This window comes from Pseudomonas sp. MPB23, from assembly GCF_046605395.1.
GTDB lineage: Bacteria > Pseudomonadota > Gammaproteobacteria > Pseudomonadales > Pseudomonadaceae > Aquipseudomonas.
In genome coordinates, this window is sequence record NZ_CP176771.1 from 2,246,808 (window position 1) to 2,263,300 (window position 16,493).

The window sequence follows — 16,493 nt, forward strand, 5'->3', positions numbered from 1 at the left end:
GCGTGAAAGCGCACTGAGGTTTACGCAGTCCAAAAAGGCGCATCTTCGGATGCGCCTTTGCGTTACAAGGGTTGTATTCCACCAGGGGTGGGATTGATAAGGTTTCTAGAGAATTTCGGAGTTGTGTTATGGCTGGCCATTCCAAGTGGGCGAACATCAAGCACCGCAAAGAGCGTCAGGATGCCAAGAAAGGCAAGATTTTCACCAAGTGGATTCGCGAGCTGACTGTCGCTGCCCGCCAGGGTGGCGGTGATCCGGGCTCCAACCCGCGCCTGCGCCTGGCGCTGGACAAGGCCCTCGGCGCCAACATGAGCCGCGACATCATCGACCGGGCCGTGGCCCGTGGTGCTGGCGCTGCCGATACCGACGACATGGTCGAACTGACCTACGAAGGCTACGGCCCCGGCGGCGTGGCCGTGATGGTCGAGTGCATGACCGACAACCGCAACCGCACCGCAGCCGCCGTGCGCCATGCATTCAGCAAGTGCGGCGGTAATCTGGGGACCGACGGTTCGGTGGCCTACCTGTTTGAGCGCAAGGGGCAGATATCCTTCGCACCGGGTACGGATGAAGATGCGCTGATGGAAGCCGCCATGGAGGCCGATGCCGACGACGTGGTGACCAACGAAGATGGATCCATCGATGTGTTCACCTCGTTCGCTGGATTCTATGCAGTGCGTAACGCGCTGGAAGCCGCCGGTTTCAAAGGCACTGACGCGGAAATCGTGATGCTGCCGACCACCAGCGCCGAACTGGACCTGGACGGTGCGCAGAAAGTGTTGAAGATGCTGGATATGCTCGAAGACCTGGATGACGTGCAGAACGTCTATTCCAACGCCGACATTCCGGAAGACGTGGCCGCACAACTCAGCTGAATACCTGTGTAGGAGCGAGTTTGCTCGCGAAAATCGTCAGCGATAACGCAGGAAACCTGACACTCTGCGGCGCCTTTGGTTTTTTTGCGATTAAGCTCGCTCCTGCAGAGGGCTGGCGTCGCTTCTGATGCCTCATTTCTAAATTCGCAGGCGTTATGACTTTAATCCTAGGTATCGACCCCGGTTCGCGCATCACCGGTTTTGGCGTGGTGCAACAGACCCCGCGCGGCTGCATCTACGTCGCCTCGGGTTGTATCCGCACCGGCGCGGGCGAGTTGGCCGAACGCCTGCAGATCGTCTACCGCGGCGTGCGTGAAGTGATCCAGACCTACGGCCCGGTGACCATGGGGATCGAAAAGGTGTTCATGGCCAAGAACGCCGATTCGGCCCTCAAGCTCGGGCAGGCCCGTGGCGCGGCCATTGTGGCCGGTGCCGAGGAGGGCATGGAAATCGCCGAATACACCGCGACTCAGGTCAAGCAAGCGGTGGTCGGCACCGGTGCGGCGAATAAAGAGCAAGTGATGATGATGGTGATGCACATGCTCAAGCTCACCTCGAAACCGCAAATCGATGCCTCCGATGCCCTGGCGATCGCCATTTGCCATGCACACACCCGCTCCAGCCTGCTGCCTCACGGGCTGGGTGCTGCACGCAGTCGTGGCGGGCGCCTGCGTCTCTGATAGCATCAGCGCAATCGTTATTTCCGGTCAGGCCTTGATCTGACCCCAAGCTTTAAGGATCTGAACCGTGATTGGACGCTTGCGCGGCACCCTGGCTGAGAAACAGCCGCCGCACCTGATTCTGGATGTCAATGGGCTGGGGTATGAGCTTGAAGTGCCCATGACCACCCTGTATCGCCTTCCGTCGGTCGGTGAGCCGATAACCCTGCACACTCATTTGGTGGTGCGCGAAGATGCGCAACTGCTCTATGGTTTCATCGGCAAGCGCGACCGCGACTTCTTCCGCGAGCTGATTCGCCTCAACGGCGTCGGCCCGAAACTGGCGCTGGCATTGATGTCGAGCCTCGAGGTGGACGAGTTGGTACGTGCCGTTTCGGCCCAGGACACCTCGGCGTTGACCAAGGTGCCGGGTGTGGGCAAGAAAACCGCCGAACGCCTGCTGGTGGAACTCAAGGACCACTTTAAAGCCTGGGAAGTGGCGCCGAGCATGTTCGCCCTGGTGCCAAACCAGCCGGATATGCCGGCGGGCCAGGTGGCCAGCGCCGAAAGCGATGCGGTCAGTGCGCTGATTTCCCTGGGCTACAAGCCGCAGGAAGCCAGCAAGGCCGTATCGGCCATCAAGGACAAGAACCTGAGCAGTGAAGACATGATCCGCCGAGCCCTGAAGGGAATGATTTAAGTGATTGAAGCTGATCGTCTGATCGCGGCCACCGGCCCTCGGGACCGCGAAGAAGTCCAGGACCGCGCCATTCGCCCCCTGAGTTTGGCCGAGTACATCGGCCAGCCCACTGTGCGTGAGCAGATGGAGTTGTTTATCCAGGCCGCGCGTGGGCGCAGCGAGTCCCTGGATCACACCCTGATTTTCGGCCCACCGGGCCTGGGCAAGACCACCCTGGCCAATATCATTGCCCAGGAAATGGGCGTGTCAATCAAGTCCACTTCCGGTCCCGTGCTGGAGCGTCCGGGTGACCTGGCGGCGTTGCTGACCAATCTCGAGCCGCACGATGTGCTGTTTATCGACGAGATCCATCGACTTTCGCCGATCGTCGAAGAAGTGCTGTACCCGGCGATGGAGGACTTCCAGCTCGACATCATGATCGGCGAAGGTCCGGCGGCACGCTCGATCAAGCTCGATCTGCCGCCGTTCACCCTGGTCGGCGCGACCACCCGTGCAGGGATGCTGACCAACCCGCTGCGGGACCGTTTCGGCATCGTTCAACGTTTGGAGTTCTATAGCACGGCGGACCTGGCGACCATCGTCAGCCGTTCGGCGAGCATTCTCGGCTTGCCGCTGGATCCGGAAGGCGCGTTTGAAATCGCCCGCCGGGCCCGCGGCACGCCGCGCATCGCCAACCGATTGTTGCGGCGTGTGCGCGACTTCGCCGAGGTGCGGGCCAAGGGCCATATCACCAAGGCCGTGGCCGACCTGGCCTTGAACCTGCTGGATGTGGACGAACATGGCTTCGATCACCAGGATCGACGACTGCTCCTGACCATGATTGAGAAGTTCGACGGTGGCCCTGTCGGGGTCGACAGTCTGGCGGCGGCCATCAGTGAAGAGCGTCATACCATCGAGGATGTGCTGGAGCCGTACCTGATCCAGCAGGGTTACATCATGCGCACGCCACGGGGCCGAGTGGTGACGCGCCATGCCTACCTGCACTTTGGGCTAAACATTCCGTCACGATTGGGTGAGATGCCTGTGGTAGACGAATTCCTCGATGCAGTGGACGATTAAAAAGGCTTCGTGGGTCGATTTATTCAAGGTTTGTGCTGTCCTAGTGGCTGGCGTCGTCATTCAGTCACTGGAAATGTTTCAGAGAATGAAAAAACAGTTGCCCAGCCGGATTGGCAACCTGAGGAGTAAGCACTAGAGTATGCGCGCGCAAAATGGGGATCAGTCGTTCGCACATCGCTGTCGCGTTTATTACGAGGACACCGATGCTGGCGGCATCGTGTATTACGTCAATTACCTCAAGTTCATGGAGCGGGCTCGAACCGAGCGGCTACGGGAGCTGGGCTTTGCCCAATCCGAGCTGGCAGGGGAGGACCTGTTATTCGTCGTGCATTCCAGCGAGGCTCGCTATCACGCGCCGGCGCGATTGGACGACGAGTTACTGGTCAGCGCAGAAGTAATCGAATTGAACCGTGCCAGCCTGCGTTTCAAGCAGCAGGTCAGGCGGGCAACGGATGCAACGCTGCTCTGTGAGGGGCAGTTTCTGGTGGCGTGTGTGCGCACCAGCAGTTTGAAACCTCGGGCCATTCCCGAAACTCTACGTGCGGCCTTTGCCGCCGTGAGCGGCGCGGGTAAACAATCAAAGCAGGAGATTTAGCGTGGAACCTACCGTCGTCGACCATTCCTCCATGTGGAGCCTGGTCAGCAATGCCAGTGTTGTGGTTCAACTGGTCATGCTGACCCTGGTAGCCGCATCGGTTACCTCTTGGGTCATGATTTTTCAGCGCAGCAACCTGCTGCGTGCAGGTCGACGTGCCCTGGAGAGCTTTGAAGAGCGCTTCTGGTCGGGTATCGACCTGTCCAAGCTGTACCGTCAGGCCGGCAGCAACCCGGACCCGGACTCGGGCGTCGAACAGATCTTCCGCGCCGGCTTCAAGGAGTTCTCCCGCCTGCGCCAGCAACCGGGCGTTGACCCTGAAGCGGTAATGGAAGGCGTGGCCCGTGCCATGCGCGTTGCGATTTCCCGTGAAGAAGAGAAGCTGGAGCAGAGCCTGCCGTTCCTCGCCACTGTCGGCTCCGTGAGCCCCTACATCGGCTTGTTCGGTACCGTGTGGGGGATCATGAACTCCTTCCGCGGCCTGGCCCAGGCCCAGCAAGCGACCCTGGCCACCGTGGCCCCGGGTATCGCCGAAGCCCTGGTCGCCACCGCGATTGGCCTGTTTGCCGCTATCCCCGCAGTAATTGCCTACAACCGCTTTGCTGCCACCAGCGAAACGTTGATCGGTCGCTACTATACCTTCGCCGAAGAGTTCCAGGCGATCCTGCACCGTAAAGTGCACACCAGCGAAGAATAAGCAGGTAATTCCCAATGGCTTTAATCGCTCGAGCTCGCAAAAAGCGCAAGCCGGTCGCTGAGATGAACGTAGTGCCCTACATCGACGTGATGCTGGTGCTGCTGGTGATCTTCATGGTGACCGCGCCGATGCTCAACCAGGGCGTGAAGGTTGATCTGCCCAAGGTTTCCAGTGAAGCCCTGCCGCAAGACAACAACACTCAGGTCCTGACCATTTCGATCAAGGCTGACAAGACCTATTACTGGAACCTTGGCAGTGAAGTCGACACTCAGAAGCAGCAGGACAAGGCCCTGACCTTGCCCGCGATGACCGACGCGGTGACCAAGATCATTCGCTCCGGCAACGAAGGCGGCAAGCACACCCAAGTGTTCATCCGGGGCGACAAGTCTGTCGACTACGGCTCCGTCATGGGCGCCATGGGCGGGCTGCAGAAGGCCGGCGTCGGTAACGTTGGCTTGATTACCGAGGCGCCCTGATGCACCAACAGCGAGAGCCGTCCGCCTCGGAAAGCTTCTTCTGGCCTAGCGTCTGGGCGATTGCCCTGCACGTCCTGGTATTTGGCCTGCTGTTCGTCAGCTTTGCCATGACCCCGGACCTGCCGCCAGCCAAGCCGATCGTGCAGGCGACCCTGTATCAGCTGAAATCGAAAAGCCAGGCCACCACCCAGACCAATCAGAAGATTGCGGGTGAGGCCCAGAAGTCGGCTGCGCGCCAGACTGAAGTCGAGCAGATGGAACAGAAGAAGGTCGAGCAGGAAGCGGTGAAGGCTGCTGCGGAACAAAAGAAAGAAGAGGCGGCTCAAAAGGCCGAGGAATCGAAAAAGGCTGACGAAGCCAAGAAGGCCGACGAGGCGAAAAAGGCTGATGAAGCCAAGAAAGCCGAGAAAGCTGCCGAAGCGAAAAAGGCCGAAGAGAAACAATTGGCTGATATAGCCAAGAAGAAAGCCGAAGACGAAGCGAAAAAAGCTGCCGAAGAAGAGGCCAAGAAAAAGGCCGCTGAAGACGCCAAGAAAAAGATAGTCGAAGACGCGAAGAAGAAAGCCGCCGAAGACGCCAAGAAAAAAGCTGAAGCAGACGAGGCGAAGAAGAAAATCGCCGATGATGCGAAGAAGAAAGCTGCCGCCGATGCCACCAAGAAAAAGGCCCAGGAAGCAGCACGTAAATCCGCCGAAGAGAAAAAGGCCCAGGCCTTGGCAGATTTGCTTTCCGACACGCCGCAGCGTCAGCAAGCCTTGGCCGATGAACGTGGCGATGAAGTCGCGGGCAGTTTCGACGACCTGATCCGGGCACGGGCAGCAGAGGGCTGGACGCGTCCACCTTCGGCACGTAAGGGTATGACAGTAGTGCTGCAGATCGGCATGTTGCCGGACGGTACGGTGACTTCGGTCAGTGTGGCCAAGTCCAGTGGTGACGGTTCGTTCGACAGTTCGGCGGTTGCCGCGGTCAAGAACATTGGCCGGTTGACCGAGATGCAGGGAATGAAACCAAGCGACTTCGCTCCCTATCGTTCATTCAAGATGACATTCACACCTGAGGATCTAGCCTTGTGAGAAACCTTCTTCGAGGACTGCTTGTCGTTATTTGCTGTATGGCAGGCATAGCGGCGGCGGATGAAAAAAACATCCTGGTCACCAGCGGTAGCGATCGGGCCACCCCGATCGCGGTAGTACCGTTCGGCTGGCAGGGCGGCAGCATGCTGCCGGATGATATGGCCCAGATCGTCAGCGACGACCTGCGCAACTCCGGTTACTACGCGCCGATTCCGAAAGGCAACATGATCAGCCAGCCCACCCAGGCCAGCGAAGTCATCTTCCGTGACTGGAAAGCCGTTGGCGCCCAATACCTGATGGTCGGCAACATCGTTCCGGCGGGCGGTCGTCTGCAGATCCAGTACACGTTGTTCAACGTGGCCACTGAACAGCAGGTCATGACCGGCAGCGTTTCGGGTACTGCCGAGCAACTGCGGGACATGGCCCACTATATTTCGGACCAGTCGTTTGAAAAACTCACCGGTATCAAGGGGGCTTTCTCGACACGTCTGCTTTATGTAACGGCCGAGCGTTTCTCCGTAGACAACACGCGTTACACGCTGCAGCGTTCCGACTATGACGGCGCGCGCGCTGTGACCTTGCTGCAATCGCGTGAGCCAATCCTGTCGCCACGCTTCGCGCCAGACGGCAAGCGCATTGCCTACGTGTCCTTCGAACAGAAGCGTCCGCGCATCTTCGTCCAGCATATCGACACTGGCCGTCGTGAGCAGATCACCAATTTCGAAGGCCTCAACGGTGCGCCAGCCTGGTCGCCGGATGGTTCGCGCCTGGCATTCGTGCTGTCCAAGGACGGCAACCCGGATATCTATGTGATGAACATGGCTTCGCGCCAGATCTCTCGGGTAACCAGCGGTCCAGGTATCAATACCGAACCGTTCTGGGGTAAAGATGGTTCGACCATCTATTTCACCTCCGACCGCGGCGGCAAGCCACAAGTCTATAAAACAAGTGTTGGCGGTGGGGGCGCGGAACGTGTGACCTTTATTGGTAACTACAACGCCAACCCTAAGCTTTCGGCTGATGAAAAGACGTTGGTGATGATTCACCGTCAGGATGGTTTCACTAATTTCCGGGTTGCGGCCCAGGATTTGCAGCGCGGAACCGTAAAAATCCTCACAGATACCAACCTAGATGAGTCAGCCACTGTTGCGCCCAACGGCACCATGGTAATCTACGCCACCCGCCAGCAGGGCCGGGGAGTCTTGATGCTCGTGTCCATTAATGGACGCGTAAGGCTCCCGCTTCCTACCGCACAAGGCGAAGTCAGAGAACCATCCTGGTCCCCTTACCTGAACTGACGCGGCGCTACACGATTTGCTTAACACACTGGGGTTCATTAGGAGTTTCACGATGGAAATGCTGAAGTTTGGTAAGTTTGCTGCTCTGGCTCTGGCTCTGTCCGTAGCCGTTGGTTGCTCGTCTAAAGGCGGCGACAATGCCGGTGAAGGCGCAGCTGTTGATCCAAACGCTGGTTACGGCGCTAACACTGGTGCAGTTGACGGCTCCCTGAGCGAAGAAGCTGCTCTGCGCGCTATCACCACTTTCTACTTCGAATACGACAGTTCGGATCTGAAACCAGAAGCCATGCGCGCTCTGGACGTTCACGCGAAAGACCTGAAAGCTAACGGCGCTCGCGTTGTACTGGAAGGTAACACTGACGAACGTGGTACTCGTGAGTACAACATGGCACTGGGCGAGCGTCGTGCGAAAGCCGTTCAGCGTTACCTGGTACTGCAAGGTGTTGCTCCAGGCCAACTGGAACTGGTTTCCTACGGTAAAGAGCGTCCAGTTGCTACTGGCCACGACGAGCAGTCCTGGGCTCAAAACCGTCGCGTCGAACTGCGTAAGTAATTCGTCATGCGAACGTGCCGTCGTGCTCTGACTGTATTGGCTCTCAGCCTTGCACCGCTTGCGGTGTGGGCTGCGGTTCCTGTGGAAGATAGCAACTCAGGCTATAACAATAGCGGGAGCAGTTATCCGCCAGCAGGTTATGGCACGAACGGCGCCTATGCTGGGGGGGCGGCTACGTCCGCGCCCTCGGCACAGGGCGAACTGTTCAACCAGCTGCAACGCATGCAGGATCAACTGGCGCAGCAACAAGGTGCTATTGAAGTTCTGCAAAATCAAGTGAACCAGCTGAAGCAAGAAGGCCTGGAGCGTTACCAGGATCTTGATCGACGTATAGGAGCCGGCGTTACACCTGCCGCTACTCCTGATAATTCTTCTACCGGTGGCGCGCCAAGTGCGGCTGCCGGTGGTGCTGCGGCTGGGGCCGCAGCTGCCAGCCAAGCCCCTGCCGCCAGCAGCGAGCCGGGTGATCCAGCGAAAGAAAAGCTGTATTACGATGCAGCCTTCGACCTGATCAAAGCCAAGGACTTCGATAAAGCCAGTCAGGCATTTACCGCATTCCTGCGCAAATACCCGAACAGTCAGTACGCGGGCAATGCCCAATACTGGTTGGGCGAGGTTAACCTGGCAAAGGGTGATCTGCAGGGTGCCGGCCAAGCATTTGCCAAGGTCAGCCAGCTATACCCCAAGCACGCCAAGGTGCCGGATTCGCTGTACAAACTCGCTGACGTAGAGCGCCGCCTGGGTCATACCGACAAGGTCAAAGGCATTCTGCAGCAGGTAGTGGCCCAATATCCGGGAACGTCTGCTGCCCAGTTGGCCCAGCGGGACCTACAACGCTTGTAAGCGATGCCTCCCATTTAGAAGAAACCCGCGCTTGTCGCGGGTTTTTTCGTTAGAATCCACGCCCTTTTATGAAACACGCTTCCTGGGGTCTACGCGTTGGCGGGGTCTCTTGAGGTGCCTGACGGAGGCGGACAGCCTGTTTAGCTGTTACGCCCGTGGCGACTATGCAAGACACATTACGAATTACCGAAGTTTTTTACTCGTTGCAGGGTGAAACGCGGACGGCTGGCCTGCCTACAGTGTTTGTGCGTTTGACGGGCTGTCCTTTGCGTTGCCAATACTGTGACAGCGCCTACGCCTTCAGTGGCGGCACTGTGCGCACCCTTGACGACATCCTTGAGCAGGTTGCCGGTTACCGGCCGCGTTACGTCTGTGTGACGGGGGGCGAACCCCTGGCGCAACCCAATGCCATCCCGTTGCTCAAACAGTTGTGTGATGCCGGTTACGAGGTCTCCCTGGAAACCAGTGGCGCCCTGGACATCTCGGCGGTGGACCCGCGTGTGAGCCGAGTGGTCGATCTGAAGACACCTGGCTCCAAGGAAGCGCACCGCAATCGCTATGAGAACATCGAATTGCTGACGGCCAACGATCAGGTCAAGTTCGTTATCTGTTCCCGTGAAGATTACGACTGGGCGAACTCCAAGCTTATCCAATATGGCCTGGACCGTCGCGCGGGCGAGGTGCTGTACTCCCCAAGCCATCATGATCTGAATGCACGTGACCTGGCCGACTGGGTGGTGGCTGACAACCTGCCAGTGCGCCTGCAATTGCAACTGCATAAATATCTTTGGAACGACGAGCCGGGGCGCTGAAATGACTGAACAAACGATCGATCAAAAACGCGCTGTCATCTTGCTGTCCGGTGGCCTCGACTCCGCTACCGTAGTGGCGATGGCGCAGGCTGAGGGCTACACCTGTTACACCATGAGTTTCGACTATGGCCAGCGCCATCGCGCCGAGCTGAATGCCGCTGCCCGCGTAGCGCATGATATGGGCGTGGCCGAACACAAGGTTATCGGCCTGAATCTCAACGGGATCGGTGGCTCAGCCCTCACTGACAGCAGCATCGACGTGCCGGAAACCCCGGGGGAAGGCATCCCGGTGACATACGTCCCGGCACGCAACACCGTGTTCCTGTCCCTGGCCCTTGGCTGGGCGGAAGTGTTGAATGCCCGCGACATCTTTATCGGCGTCAATGCGGTGGATTATTCCGGCTACCCGGACTGCCGCCCAGAGTTCGTGGAGTCGTTCGAGCGCATGGCTAACCTGGCGACCAAGGCCGGTGTCGAAGGGCATGGCTTCCGTATCCTGGCGCCGCTGCAGAACCTCAGCAAAGCAGATATCGTGAAGGCCGGTGTAGGGCTGGGCGTCGATTATTCGCTGACTGTTTCCTGCTATCAGGCAGACAATGACGGCCGTGCTTGTGGGAAATGCGACAGCTGCCGACTGCGTGCCGAAGGCTTCCAAGCGGCCGGAATTGCGGACCCAACGCGTTATTTTTGATTTATTTAAAATAAGGTGTTGAATAATCCTTAGAAATCAGTATTATACGCGCCACCACACAGCGGGTCGTTAGCTCAGTTGGTAGAGCAGTTGGCTTTTAACCAATTGGTCGTAGGTTCGAATCCCACACGACCCACCATTTTTGGCGGTTTAGAAAATCCGGAAGGCCCACGCAAGTGAGGATTTCCGGGTTTTTTTTTGCCTGCGATTTGGTGGTATGCCATGCAATCGAGGCGAATCCCGGCCCGGTCTTTCACAGCCTGATTATTCTGTGGCACTGCGGCACGCGAGTGCAGTACAAACGTATCTGCAAGTCTATTCCCGACTGAGTCCCCCCCTGGCTCTGGAGCGATACAAACAAAACGGCCAGCTTCAGCAGGGCTGGAGCTGGCCATCAAAGCGATGCACCCCTCGGACTTGACCGGTGGTCGTCCGATTAGAAAATCGAGATCGGGTAATCCACGATCAGACGGGTTTCGTTGTAATCCCCTTCGGCCTGATCGGCGTTACCGCGGTGCCAGGCTTGACGCACTCGCATCGACAAGTCTTTCACTGGACCGGTCTGCACTACGTATTTGGCTTCGAAGTTGGTTTCGTGATGCTTGCCATCGGCACCATAACCATAGGCCTGGTACGCGCTGCCGACCGGCATGTGAGTGCCGTCGATATTGTCACCGTTCAGGTAGCGCGTCATAAAACTGAGCCCTGGTATGCCATAAGCCGCCATGTTCAGGTCGTAACGGGCCTGCCAGGACCTTTCGCCAGGGCCGTTAAAGTCAGAGTATTGAACCGAGTTGGCCAGGAAGATGGAGTCGGCCAGATCCCCCGACTTGTTATTACCCACGGCTATATAGTCAAACGGGGTGTTGCCGTGAACTTTCTGGAAGGCCAGTGTAACGGTGTGAGCACTCAGGAACGAGTATGCCGCTGCCAACGACCAGGTGGTGTTGTTAATGGCGCCGGCTTTAGCCTGGCCGGAATCGTTGGTGCGGTAGATATTGAAGTCCAGGTTCAATGATTGATCGGCAGTGAACGGGATCGTGTAGTTGGCATTGCCATAGTATTGATGCCAGACGTCTTTGAGGTCCGACGCAAACAAGCTCATGGAAAAATTATCAGTCAGCGCGTATTTACCGCCGAGGTAGTCGATGCTCTTGGCCGGTATGTTTGCGTAACCGGCATACAGTTCATGGCTATTGTTGGTGGTGGTCGGACCGTTACTGGCGGTGAAGTGCCCGGCGTCGAGGTTCAGCCCTTCAATTTCGCTGCTCAGCAGGTTGAAACCGGTCGCCGTTTGAGGTGTGGCGCGAGTACCTGCAGTGGCCAGGACGGGGTTGTTTGGCTGCAAGTTGCCGTAATGCAGTTCCGTCTTGGAGAACCGGGCCTTGATCGACGCGCCTGCGCTGCTGAAATCATTCTCCGGCCGGCCGTTGTTGTCGACCGGCAAGTTGCCGGATCCCGCATTGCCTTTGCCACCGTCCAGCTTCACCCCCCAGTATCCTTAGGCATCTACACCAAAGCCGACGGTGCCTTGGGTGAATCCGGAAGTGAAGTTGCCTTGTACCACTTGCAACCAGTCCTGTTTATCGCCTGCCGAATTTTTACCGTCACGATCAAAATAAAAGTTGCGAAGTAGTAGGTTCAGACTGCTGCCTTCAACAAATCCCTTGGCAGTCGCCTGGTCGTCCACACCAGCAGCTGATGCGAGTTGACTAACACCTAGTGAGACTGTCAGCGCCATCCAATTACACTTTGAAGACATTTTTCGTTCCCCAGTTTTTAATAGAACTGCCTCGCATTTTCAATGCACAGCCAGCAGGATATCTCCTGAAGTCAGGCGGTCAGAAGCGAACAGTCATAAGTCGATGGCAGATAAGAAGAAAGCTTTACGTCGCAGTCCATTGACTGCGCACAGTGATACACCGTTTTATAACGGTTTATTTTTAATATAGGGCAGGCCCTAAGGTGGAAAACTTATAACACTTTTCCGCCGAAATAATGATCACGCTTTTCGTGAAAGTAATTATCCATTTCTGTAACAATTGAGCTTACACAAGCCGATGCTCAAGCACGCCTAGAGACTGGGATAGCGCACACCAAACCGCCCCCTTGCTGCTCCGCGAGGGTCATGTCGGTACGGCAAAACGCCAATTCGATTATTTTTTGCTCAGCCCGCCGCTGAGGCGGCTCATGACGACCTTTTGCAACAGCAAGGCCAGCGTCTCGGTCGAGTAGGGTTTTTGCAGCAGCACAAAGCGCTTGGCTTCTTCCTGGGCGATGCGCGCGTATTCGTCGTTGTAACCCGTGGTAAGTACCACGGGAAGCCACGGGTAGAGCGCTTCGATTGCGTCGAGCAGTTCCAGGCCGCTCATGCCGGGCATGGAAATGTCGGAGAACACCACCTGGAAGCTTTCCGGGTTCGGCGCCAATGCTTCCAGCGCGCTATTTGCGTCCGGCACCCACAACACATGAAAACCCATCTGCTCCAACGTCTGCGAGGTGTAGAGGCCGACATCGGCGTTGTCCTCGACCATCAGTACGCACAGGTTCGAAACAATCGGTGTGCTGTGGCTATCCTGGAGGGCTGGCGTCACACCGGCCTCGACCTTGGGCAGATACAGAATGAATTGGCTGCCTTTGCCGCATTCGCTCTGCACCAGAATCTCGCCGCCTGACTGCTTGGCGAAACCATACACTTGCGACAAACCCAACCCGGTGCCTTGGCCGATGCCCTTGGTGGTGTAGAAGGGTTCAAAGATGGCGTCGAGCTTCTCCGGTGCGATGCCCGAGCCACTGTCGCTCAACTCGATGGTCACGTAGTCAGCGATTCGTAGCGGATGGGCGCGCACGGACGGCAGCCATGTAGCCGTCGCCACCGTGATTGTCAACTGGCCACTACCGGCCATGGCATCCCGCGCGTTAACCACCATATTCGCCAGGGCGGTATCGAATTGACTCTCGTCCGCGTTGATAAAGCAGGCCTGATCCGGCACTTCGATGGTGACCTTGATCCGTGAGCCGGTCAGGCTGTCCATCATCTCACCCACCCGCAACACGCTGTCACCGACGTTGAAGACCTCCGGGTGCAGAGCCTGGCGCCGAGCGAATGTCAGCAACTGGGCGGTCAGGCGTGCGGCACGGTCCACGGTGCTGGCGATGGCTTCCACGTACTTGATGCGCCGCTCTTCGCTCAGGGACGGGGTCTTGAGCAAGTCGGCGCAGGATTTGATCACCGTCAGCAGGTTATTGAAATCGTGTGCGACACCGCCGGTGAGTTGGCCGATGGCTTCCAGTTTCTGCGATTGGTGCAAGGCGTCTTCCGACAGACGCAATGCGTCCTTGGCTTCTTCTTCGGCCTGGATATCCCGGCCCACCGCATGGATGTAGTCGCTGTCGGGCACGGCGGTCCAGGCGATCATGCGGTAGCTGCCATCTTGGTGACGGTAACGGTTCTTGAAGTTAGGGAAGTTCTTGCCGTCTCCCAGGCGGCTGACTGCCGATGAGGAGTCGGCCAGGTCGTCCGGGTGTACCAGGGCCAACAGTTGGCTACCTACCAGCTCGTGTTCGGCGTGACCAAGCATGCGTGTCCAGGCTGGGTTGACGGCAGAGATCACGCCGTCGAGTTGGGCTACCAGCATTAGGTCCGGAGACAGGCGCCAGATGCGGTCACGGTCGCGGGTGCGCTCCACCACCCGTTGTTCCAGGGATTCGTTGAGCTTGTGCAAGGCGTCTTCGGCTTCATGCAGGGCTGTGATGTCGCGGGATACGCAGAGGATCTGTTCGGGCTGGCCATTACTGCCGAGGATCGGGCTGACCTGCACATGCCACCATTTCAGGTTGCCGGCCAAGGTCTCGGCGGGGCCGATAAAGCTGGCGCTCTCACCGTTTTTGGCGGCCTGCACGGCGGCTTTGGCATCGAGGTGGCCCTGATTTTTCCAGAAGTCCGGCCAGAGGCAGCCGCGGATGACGTTGAAGTCACTGACTTCCATGATTTTCTGACCACCTTCGCTCATGAAGGTGAGGCGGTCATCGAGGTCGAGTAGGTTGATGCAATCGTTGGTACTGGCCAGCACGTGCTGGATGAACGCTTCGTTTTGGCCCAGGCCGGAGGCGGTCATCCCGCTGGCCTCAGAGCCCATCCCGACGGTGCTATTCATTTGAGTTTTGCCGAGGGGATTAAATGGCCTCCATCATGTCATTAAGATATGTGTCCCACCAGCAACTTCCTGAGCGCTGCATTGCAGAGACAGTTTGTTGTGTGGCTCTTTGCCATGTATTTCGACGGCAATGCTTTTAATCGTGGCGTGTCTTGGTTAGATTGAAGGCTAATCAGCTTTTAAGACACGGACTGTCATGACTACGCTAATGCCGATCATCGCTAGCAATCCTCTCATTGTTAGTGCTACCGCCACATCGCCCACCGCGTTGGCGAACACTGTCGATGTCTCACCGGTTCGACCTGCTTCGGTGGTCAGTCTCGGCAATCCGCCTGCCGATGTCGTTGATATCTACTCCCGAGACGGGCAGATGCCGGGCCAGGAAAGTGTACGTGCCTGGGAAAATAGCAGTCAGGACGCAGTCACCAAGATCATAAACACCCGCTTTAACTCGATCTCCACAGCCAGTCGCTACAGCGGCTTGGGAGCGGCGTTGGTGGCGCAATTCACCCAGGGTGGCGGTGCGGGCATTTCACAGTCCGTGCTCAACACCACGGCTGACCGGGCCGGGGACGCCAGCGCACTCAAGACCGACCAGGCCGTGCTGCACAATGAGGCCGAGAACCAGGTCAACCTCAGCATCAAGACCGCCAGCGGCAAGACCGTCACCTTCAGCCTGTCCAGCCAGAAAGATGGGCTTGGCGTGCAGGCTACGGTCGAGGGGGGTGATTTGACTGCTGACGAGCTCAAGGCCGTCGGTCAACTGGGCAGTGCGTTCCAAGCCTCGGTCGATGGGCTCACCGCCGTGCCACCAAAACTCGACCTGAGCCAATTGACGCAGTTCGATTCAAAGGTGCTGGCGTCCGTAGACCTTAATGCCAAGGTGACGTCCCAGGGGAGTGATGACCTGACGCTGGCCTTTCATGCCGACAGCCAGAGCCGCACGACACGCATGAGTGGCCCGGCGGGTAGTATTGACCTGGCGGTGGACCTGAAAAACCCTGCGATCCTCGGCGATGCCAAATAGCAGGCCAACGCGCTGAAAACCTACCTCGCCCAGTTCGACCGAGTGGAAAAGCGAGGGAGTGCCAACGCCGACTTGATGGCGATGTTCAAAGACGCGTTCAGCGCCATGAACAGTAACTACCCGCAAAGCGCTGCCGTCGATGCCTTGAGCAACAATCCGAGCGACAAAGGCCTGCTGACCGGCCTGGCCGACTTCAAAGCATCCATCAAGCAGGCCGTAGACAGTTCCAACTCGATGCGCCCTTCAGAGGTCGACAGTTTTTCCTACAATGTCTCGCAGAAAACCCAGGTCAACGGTCGCAGCAGCGCGGATCGCAGCGTAACCCAGAACCAGCAATCGGTGCTGTCGGCGAGCTTCCACAAAGGCCTTGATGGTGGGAAACCGCCGGTGTTCGATGGCAGTCGCGAATCGCAGAATTATCTGTATGTGCAAGTGCAGGACAGGGCCAGCAGCACCGCGAGCTTCGCCTATAAAGACGGCCAACTGACCCGTGCTTCCGTCACGCAGGCGGCTTCCCAGAATACCCACACGCAAAAGTATGTGATGGCCAACCTGGTAGAAGACACCGTGGTGCCGAAGGACGGTTCATCCAAGCGCGACTACCTGGCGCTGCTCGAACATGCGGGCAGGGAAAGCAAAAAATCCAAGGATGTGCTGGAGCAGTCGATGTTGAAGGATGCATTGACGAAGATGCAGGATTCAGTCCTGTTGCAGGATGATCCAGATGCACTGATGCGCTGAGGGTCATGCTGGTCAATGCGGGAAGGCCCAGTGATGAGCCTTCCCGTTTTTTTGCCCGACAGACGCGTCGCGCCGTGCCAGATTAGGCTTTTGAATCCATTCGATATTCTGTAGCCTTGCGCAGCTTCACCTTAACCCGTGCTTGATGACATCATCACTTCGTCCGGCGGCGCCCGAAGGGCTCCAGAGCCGGTGGTACACTCGACTTTCGCGCAACGGCGCCTGCAGGTCTTGCGA

General features: G+C 57.8%; 14 protein-coding genes, 1 tRNA gene and 2 pseudogenes. 15 read left to right on the forward strand and 2 right to left on the reverse strand.

What is annotated here, in order from left to right:
* Positions 1–128: 128 nt before the first annotated feature.
* The 14 genes from ACLH0J_RS10455 (at position 129) to ACLH0J_RS10520 (ending at position 10,470) form a co-directional block, all read left to right on the forward strand.
* Positions 129–875: a YebC/PmpR family DNA-binding transcriptional regulator gene (locus ACLH0J_RS10455; protein ID WP_411391915.1), complete on the forward strand. Its 747-nt coding sequence runs from the start codon at positions 129–131 to the stop codon at positions 873–875.
* A gap of 155 nt (positions 876–1,030) precedes the next feature.
* Entirely contained in the window at positions 1,031–1,555 is a 525-nt protein-coding gene (ruvC, locus tag ACLH0J_RS10460; protein WP_010566147.1) for a crossover junction endodeoxyribonuclease RuvC, read from the forward strand.
* 67 nt (positions 1,556–1,622) lie between these two features.
* Positions 1,623–2,234, forward strand: a complete 612-nt coding sequence (gene ruvA / locus ACLH0J_RS10465; RefSeq protein ID WP_411391916.1) for a Holliday junction branch migration protein RuvA — start codon at positions 1,623–1,625, stop codon at positions 2,232–2,234.
* Positions 2,235–3,293: a Holliday junction branch migration DNA helicase RuvB gene (ruvB, locus tag ACLH0J_RS10470; protein ID WP_003193867.1), complete on the forward strand. Its 1,059-nt coding sequence runs from the start codon at positions 2,235–2,237 to the stop codon at positions 3,291–3,293. It abuts the gene before it with no gap.
* A 139-nt stretch (positions 3,294–3,432) separates the two neighbouring features.
* Positions 3,433–3,888, forward strand: coding sequence for a tol-pal system-associated acyl-CoA thioesterase (gene ybgC, locus ACLH0J_RS10475; RefSeq protein WP_411391917.1), 456 nt, complete (start codon positions 3,433–3,435; stop codon positions 3,886–3,888).
* Position 3,889: 1 nt separating this feature from the next.
* A complete protein-coding gene (gene tolQ / locus ACLH0J_RS10480; protein ID WP_411391918.1) occupies positions 3,890–4,585 on the forward strand; it encodes a protein TolQ in 696 nt (231 codons plus the stop codon).
* 23 nt (positions 4,586–4,608) lie between these two features.
* Positions 4,609–5,061: a protein TolR gene (gene tolR / locus ACLH0J_RS10485; protein WP_161793227.1), complete on the forward strand. Its 453-nt coding sequence runs from the start codon at positions 4,609–4,611 to the stop codon at positions 5,059–5,061.
* Positions 5,061–6,134, forward strand: a complete 1,074-nt coding sequence (gene tolA, locus ACLH0J_RS10490; RefSeq protein WP_411391919.1) for a cell envelope integrity protein TolA — start codon at positions 5,061–5,063, stop codon at positions 6,132–6,134. The genes tolR and tolA overlap by 1 nt, the downstream gene beginning before the upstream one ends.
* Before the next feature lie 38 nt (positions 6,135–6,172).
* Positions 6,173–7,432: a Tol-Pal system beta propeller repeat protein TolB gene (tolB, locus tag ACLH0J_RS10495; protein ID WP_411392800.1), complete on the forward strand. Its 1,260-nt coding sequence runs from the start codon at positions 6,173–6,175 to the stop codon at positions 7,430–7,432.
* Between the two features lie 52 nt (positions 7,433–7,484).
* Positions 7,485–7,985 (forward strand): peptidoglycan-associated lipoprotein Pal, encoded by a 501-nt coding sequence (gene pal, locus ACLH0J_RS10500; RefSeq protein ID WP_003209827.1) that lies wholly within the window; start codon positions 7,485–7,487, stop codon positions 7,983–7,985.
* A 6-nt stretch (positions 7,986–7,991) separates the two neighbouring features.
* Positions 7,992–8,828 carry a tol-pal system protein YbgF gene (gene ybgF, locus ACLH0J_RS10505; protein WP_411391920.1) on the forward strand — a complete coding sequence of 279 codons (837 nt, stop codon included), beginning with the start codon at positions 7,992–7,994 and terminating at the stop codon, positions 8,826–8,828.
* Positions 8,829–8,992: 164 nt separating this feature from the next.
* Complete coding sequence (gene queE / locus ACLH0J_RS10510) at positions 8,993–9,640, forward strand: 7-carboxy-7-deazaguanine synthase QueE (RefSeq protein WP_411391921.1); 648 nt, start codon at positions 8,993–8,995, stop codon at positions 9,638–9,640.
* 16 nt (positions 9,641–9,656) lie between these two features.
* The gene (gene queC / locus ACLH0J_RS10515) at positions 9,657–10,331 is read left to right on the forward strand and encodes a 7-cyano-7-deazaguanine synthase QueC (protein WP_411392801.1); all 675 of its coding nucleotides are present in this window, start codon (positions 9,657–9,659) and stop codon (positions 10,329–10,331) included.
* 63 nt (positions 10,332–10,394) lie between these two features.
* Positions 10,395–10,470 (forward strand) — tRNA-Lys (locus tag ACLH0J_RS10520).
* A 297-nt stretch (positions 10,471–10,767) separates the two neighbouring features.
* Here ACLH0J_RS10520 and ACLH0J_RS10525 read toward each other — a convergent pair.
* Together ACLH0J_RS10525 and ACLH0J_RS10530 are read right to left on the reverse strand one after the other, a co-directional pair.
* Positions 10,768–12,093: pseudogene (locus ACLH0J_RS10525) on the reverse strand (OprD family porin).
* Between the two features lie 394 nt (positions 12,094–12,487).
* Entirely contained in the window at positions 12,488–14,449 is a 1,962-nt protein-coding gene (locus ACLH0J_RS10530) for an ATP-binding protein (protein ID WP_411392802.1), read from the reverse strand.
* Positions 14,450–14,858: 409 nt separating this feature from the next.
* Between ACLH0J_RS10530 and ACLH0J_RS10535 the strand changes: the two are divergent.
* A pseudogene (locus ACLH0J_RS10535) lies at positions 14,859–16,256 on the forward strand (lactate dehydrogenase).
* Positions 16,257–16,493 lie beyond the last annotated feature (237 nt).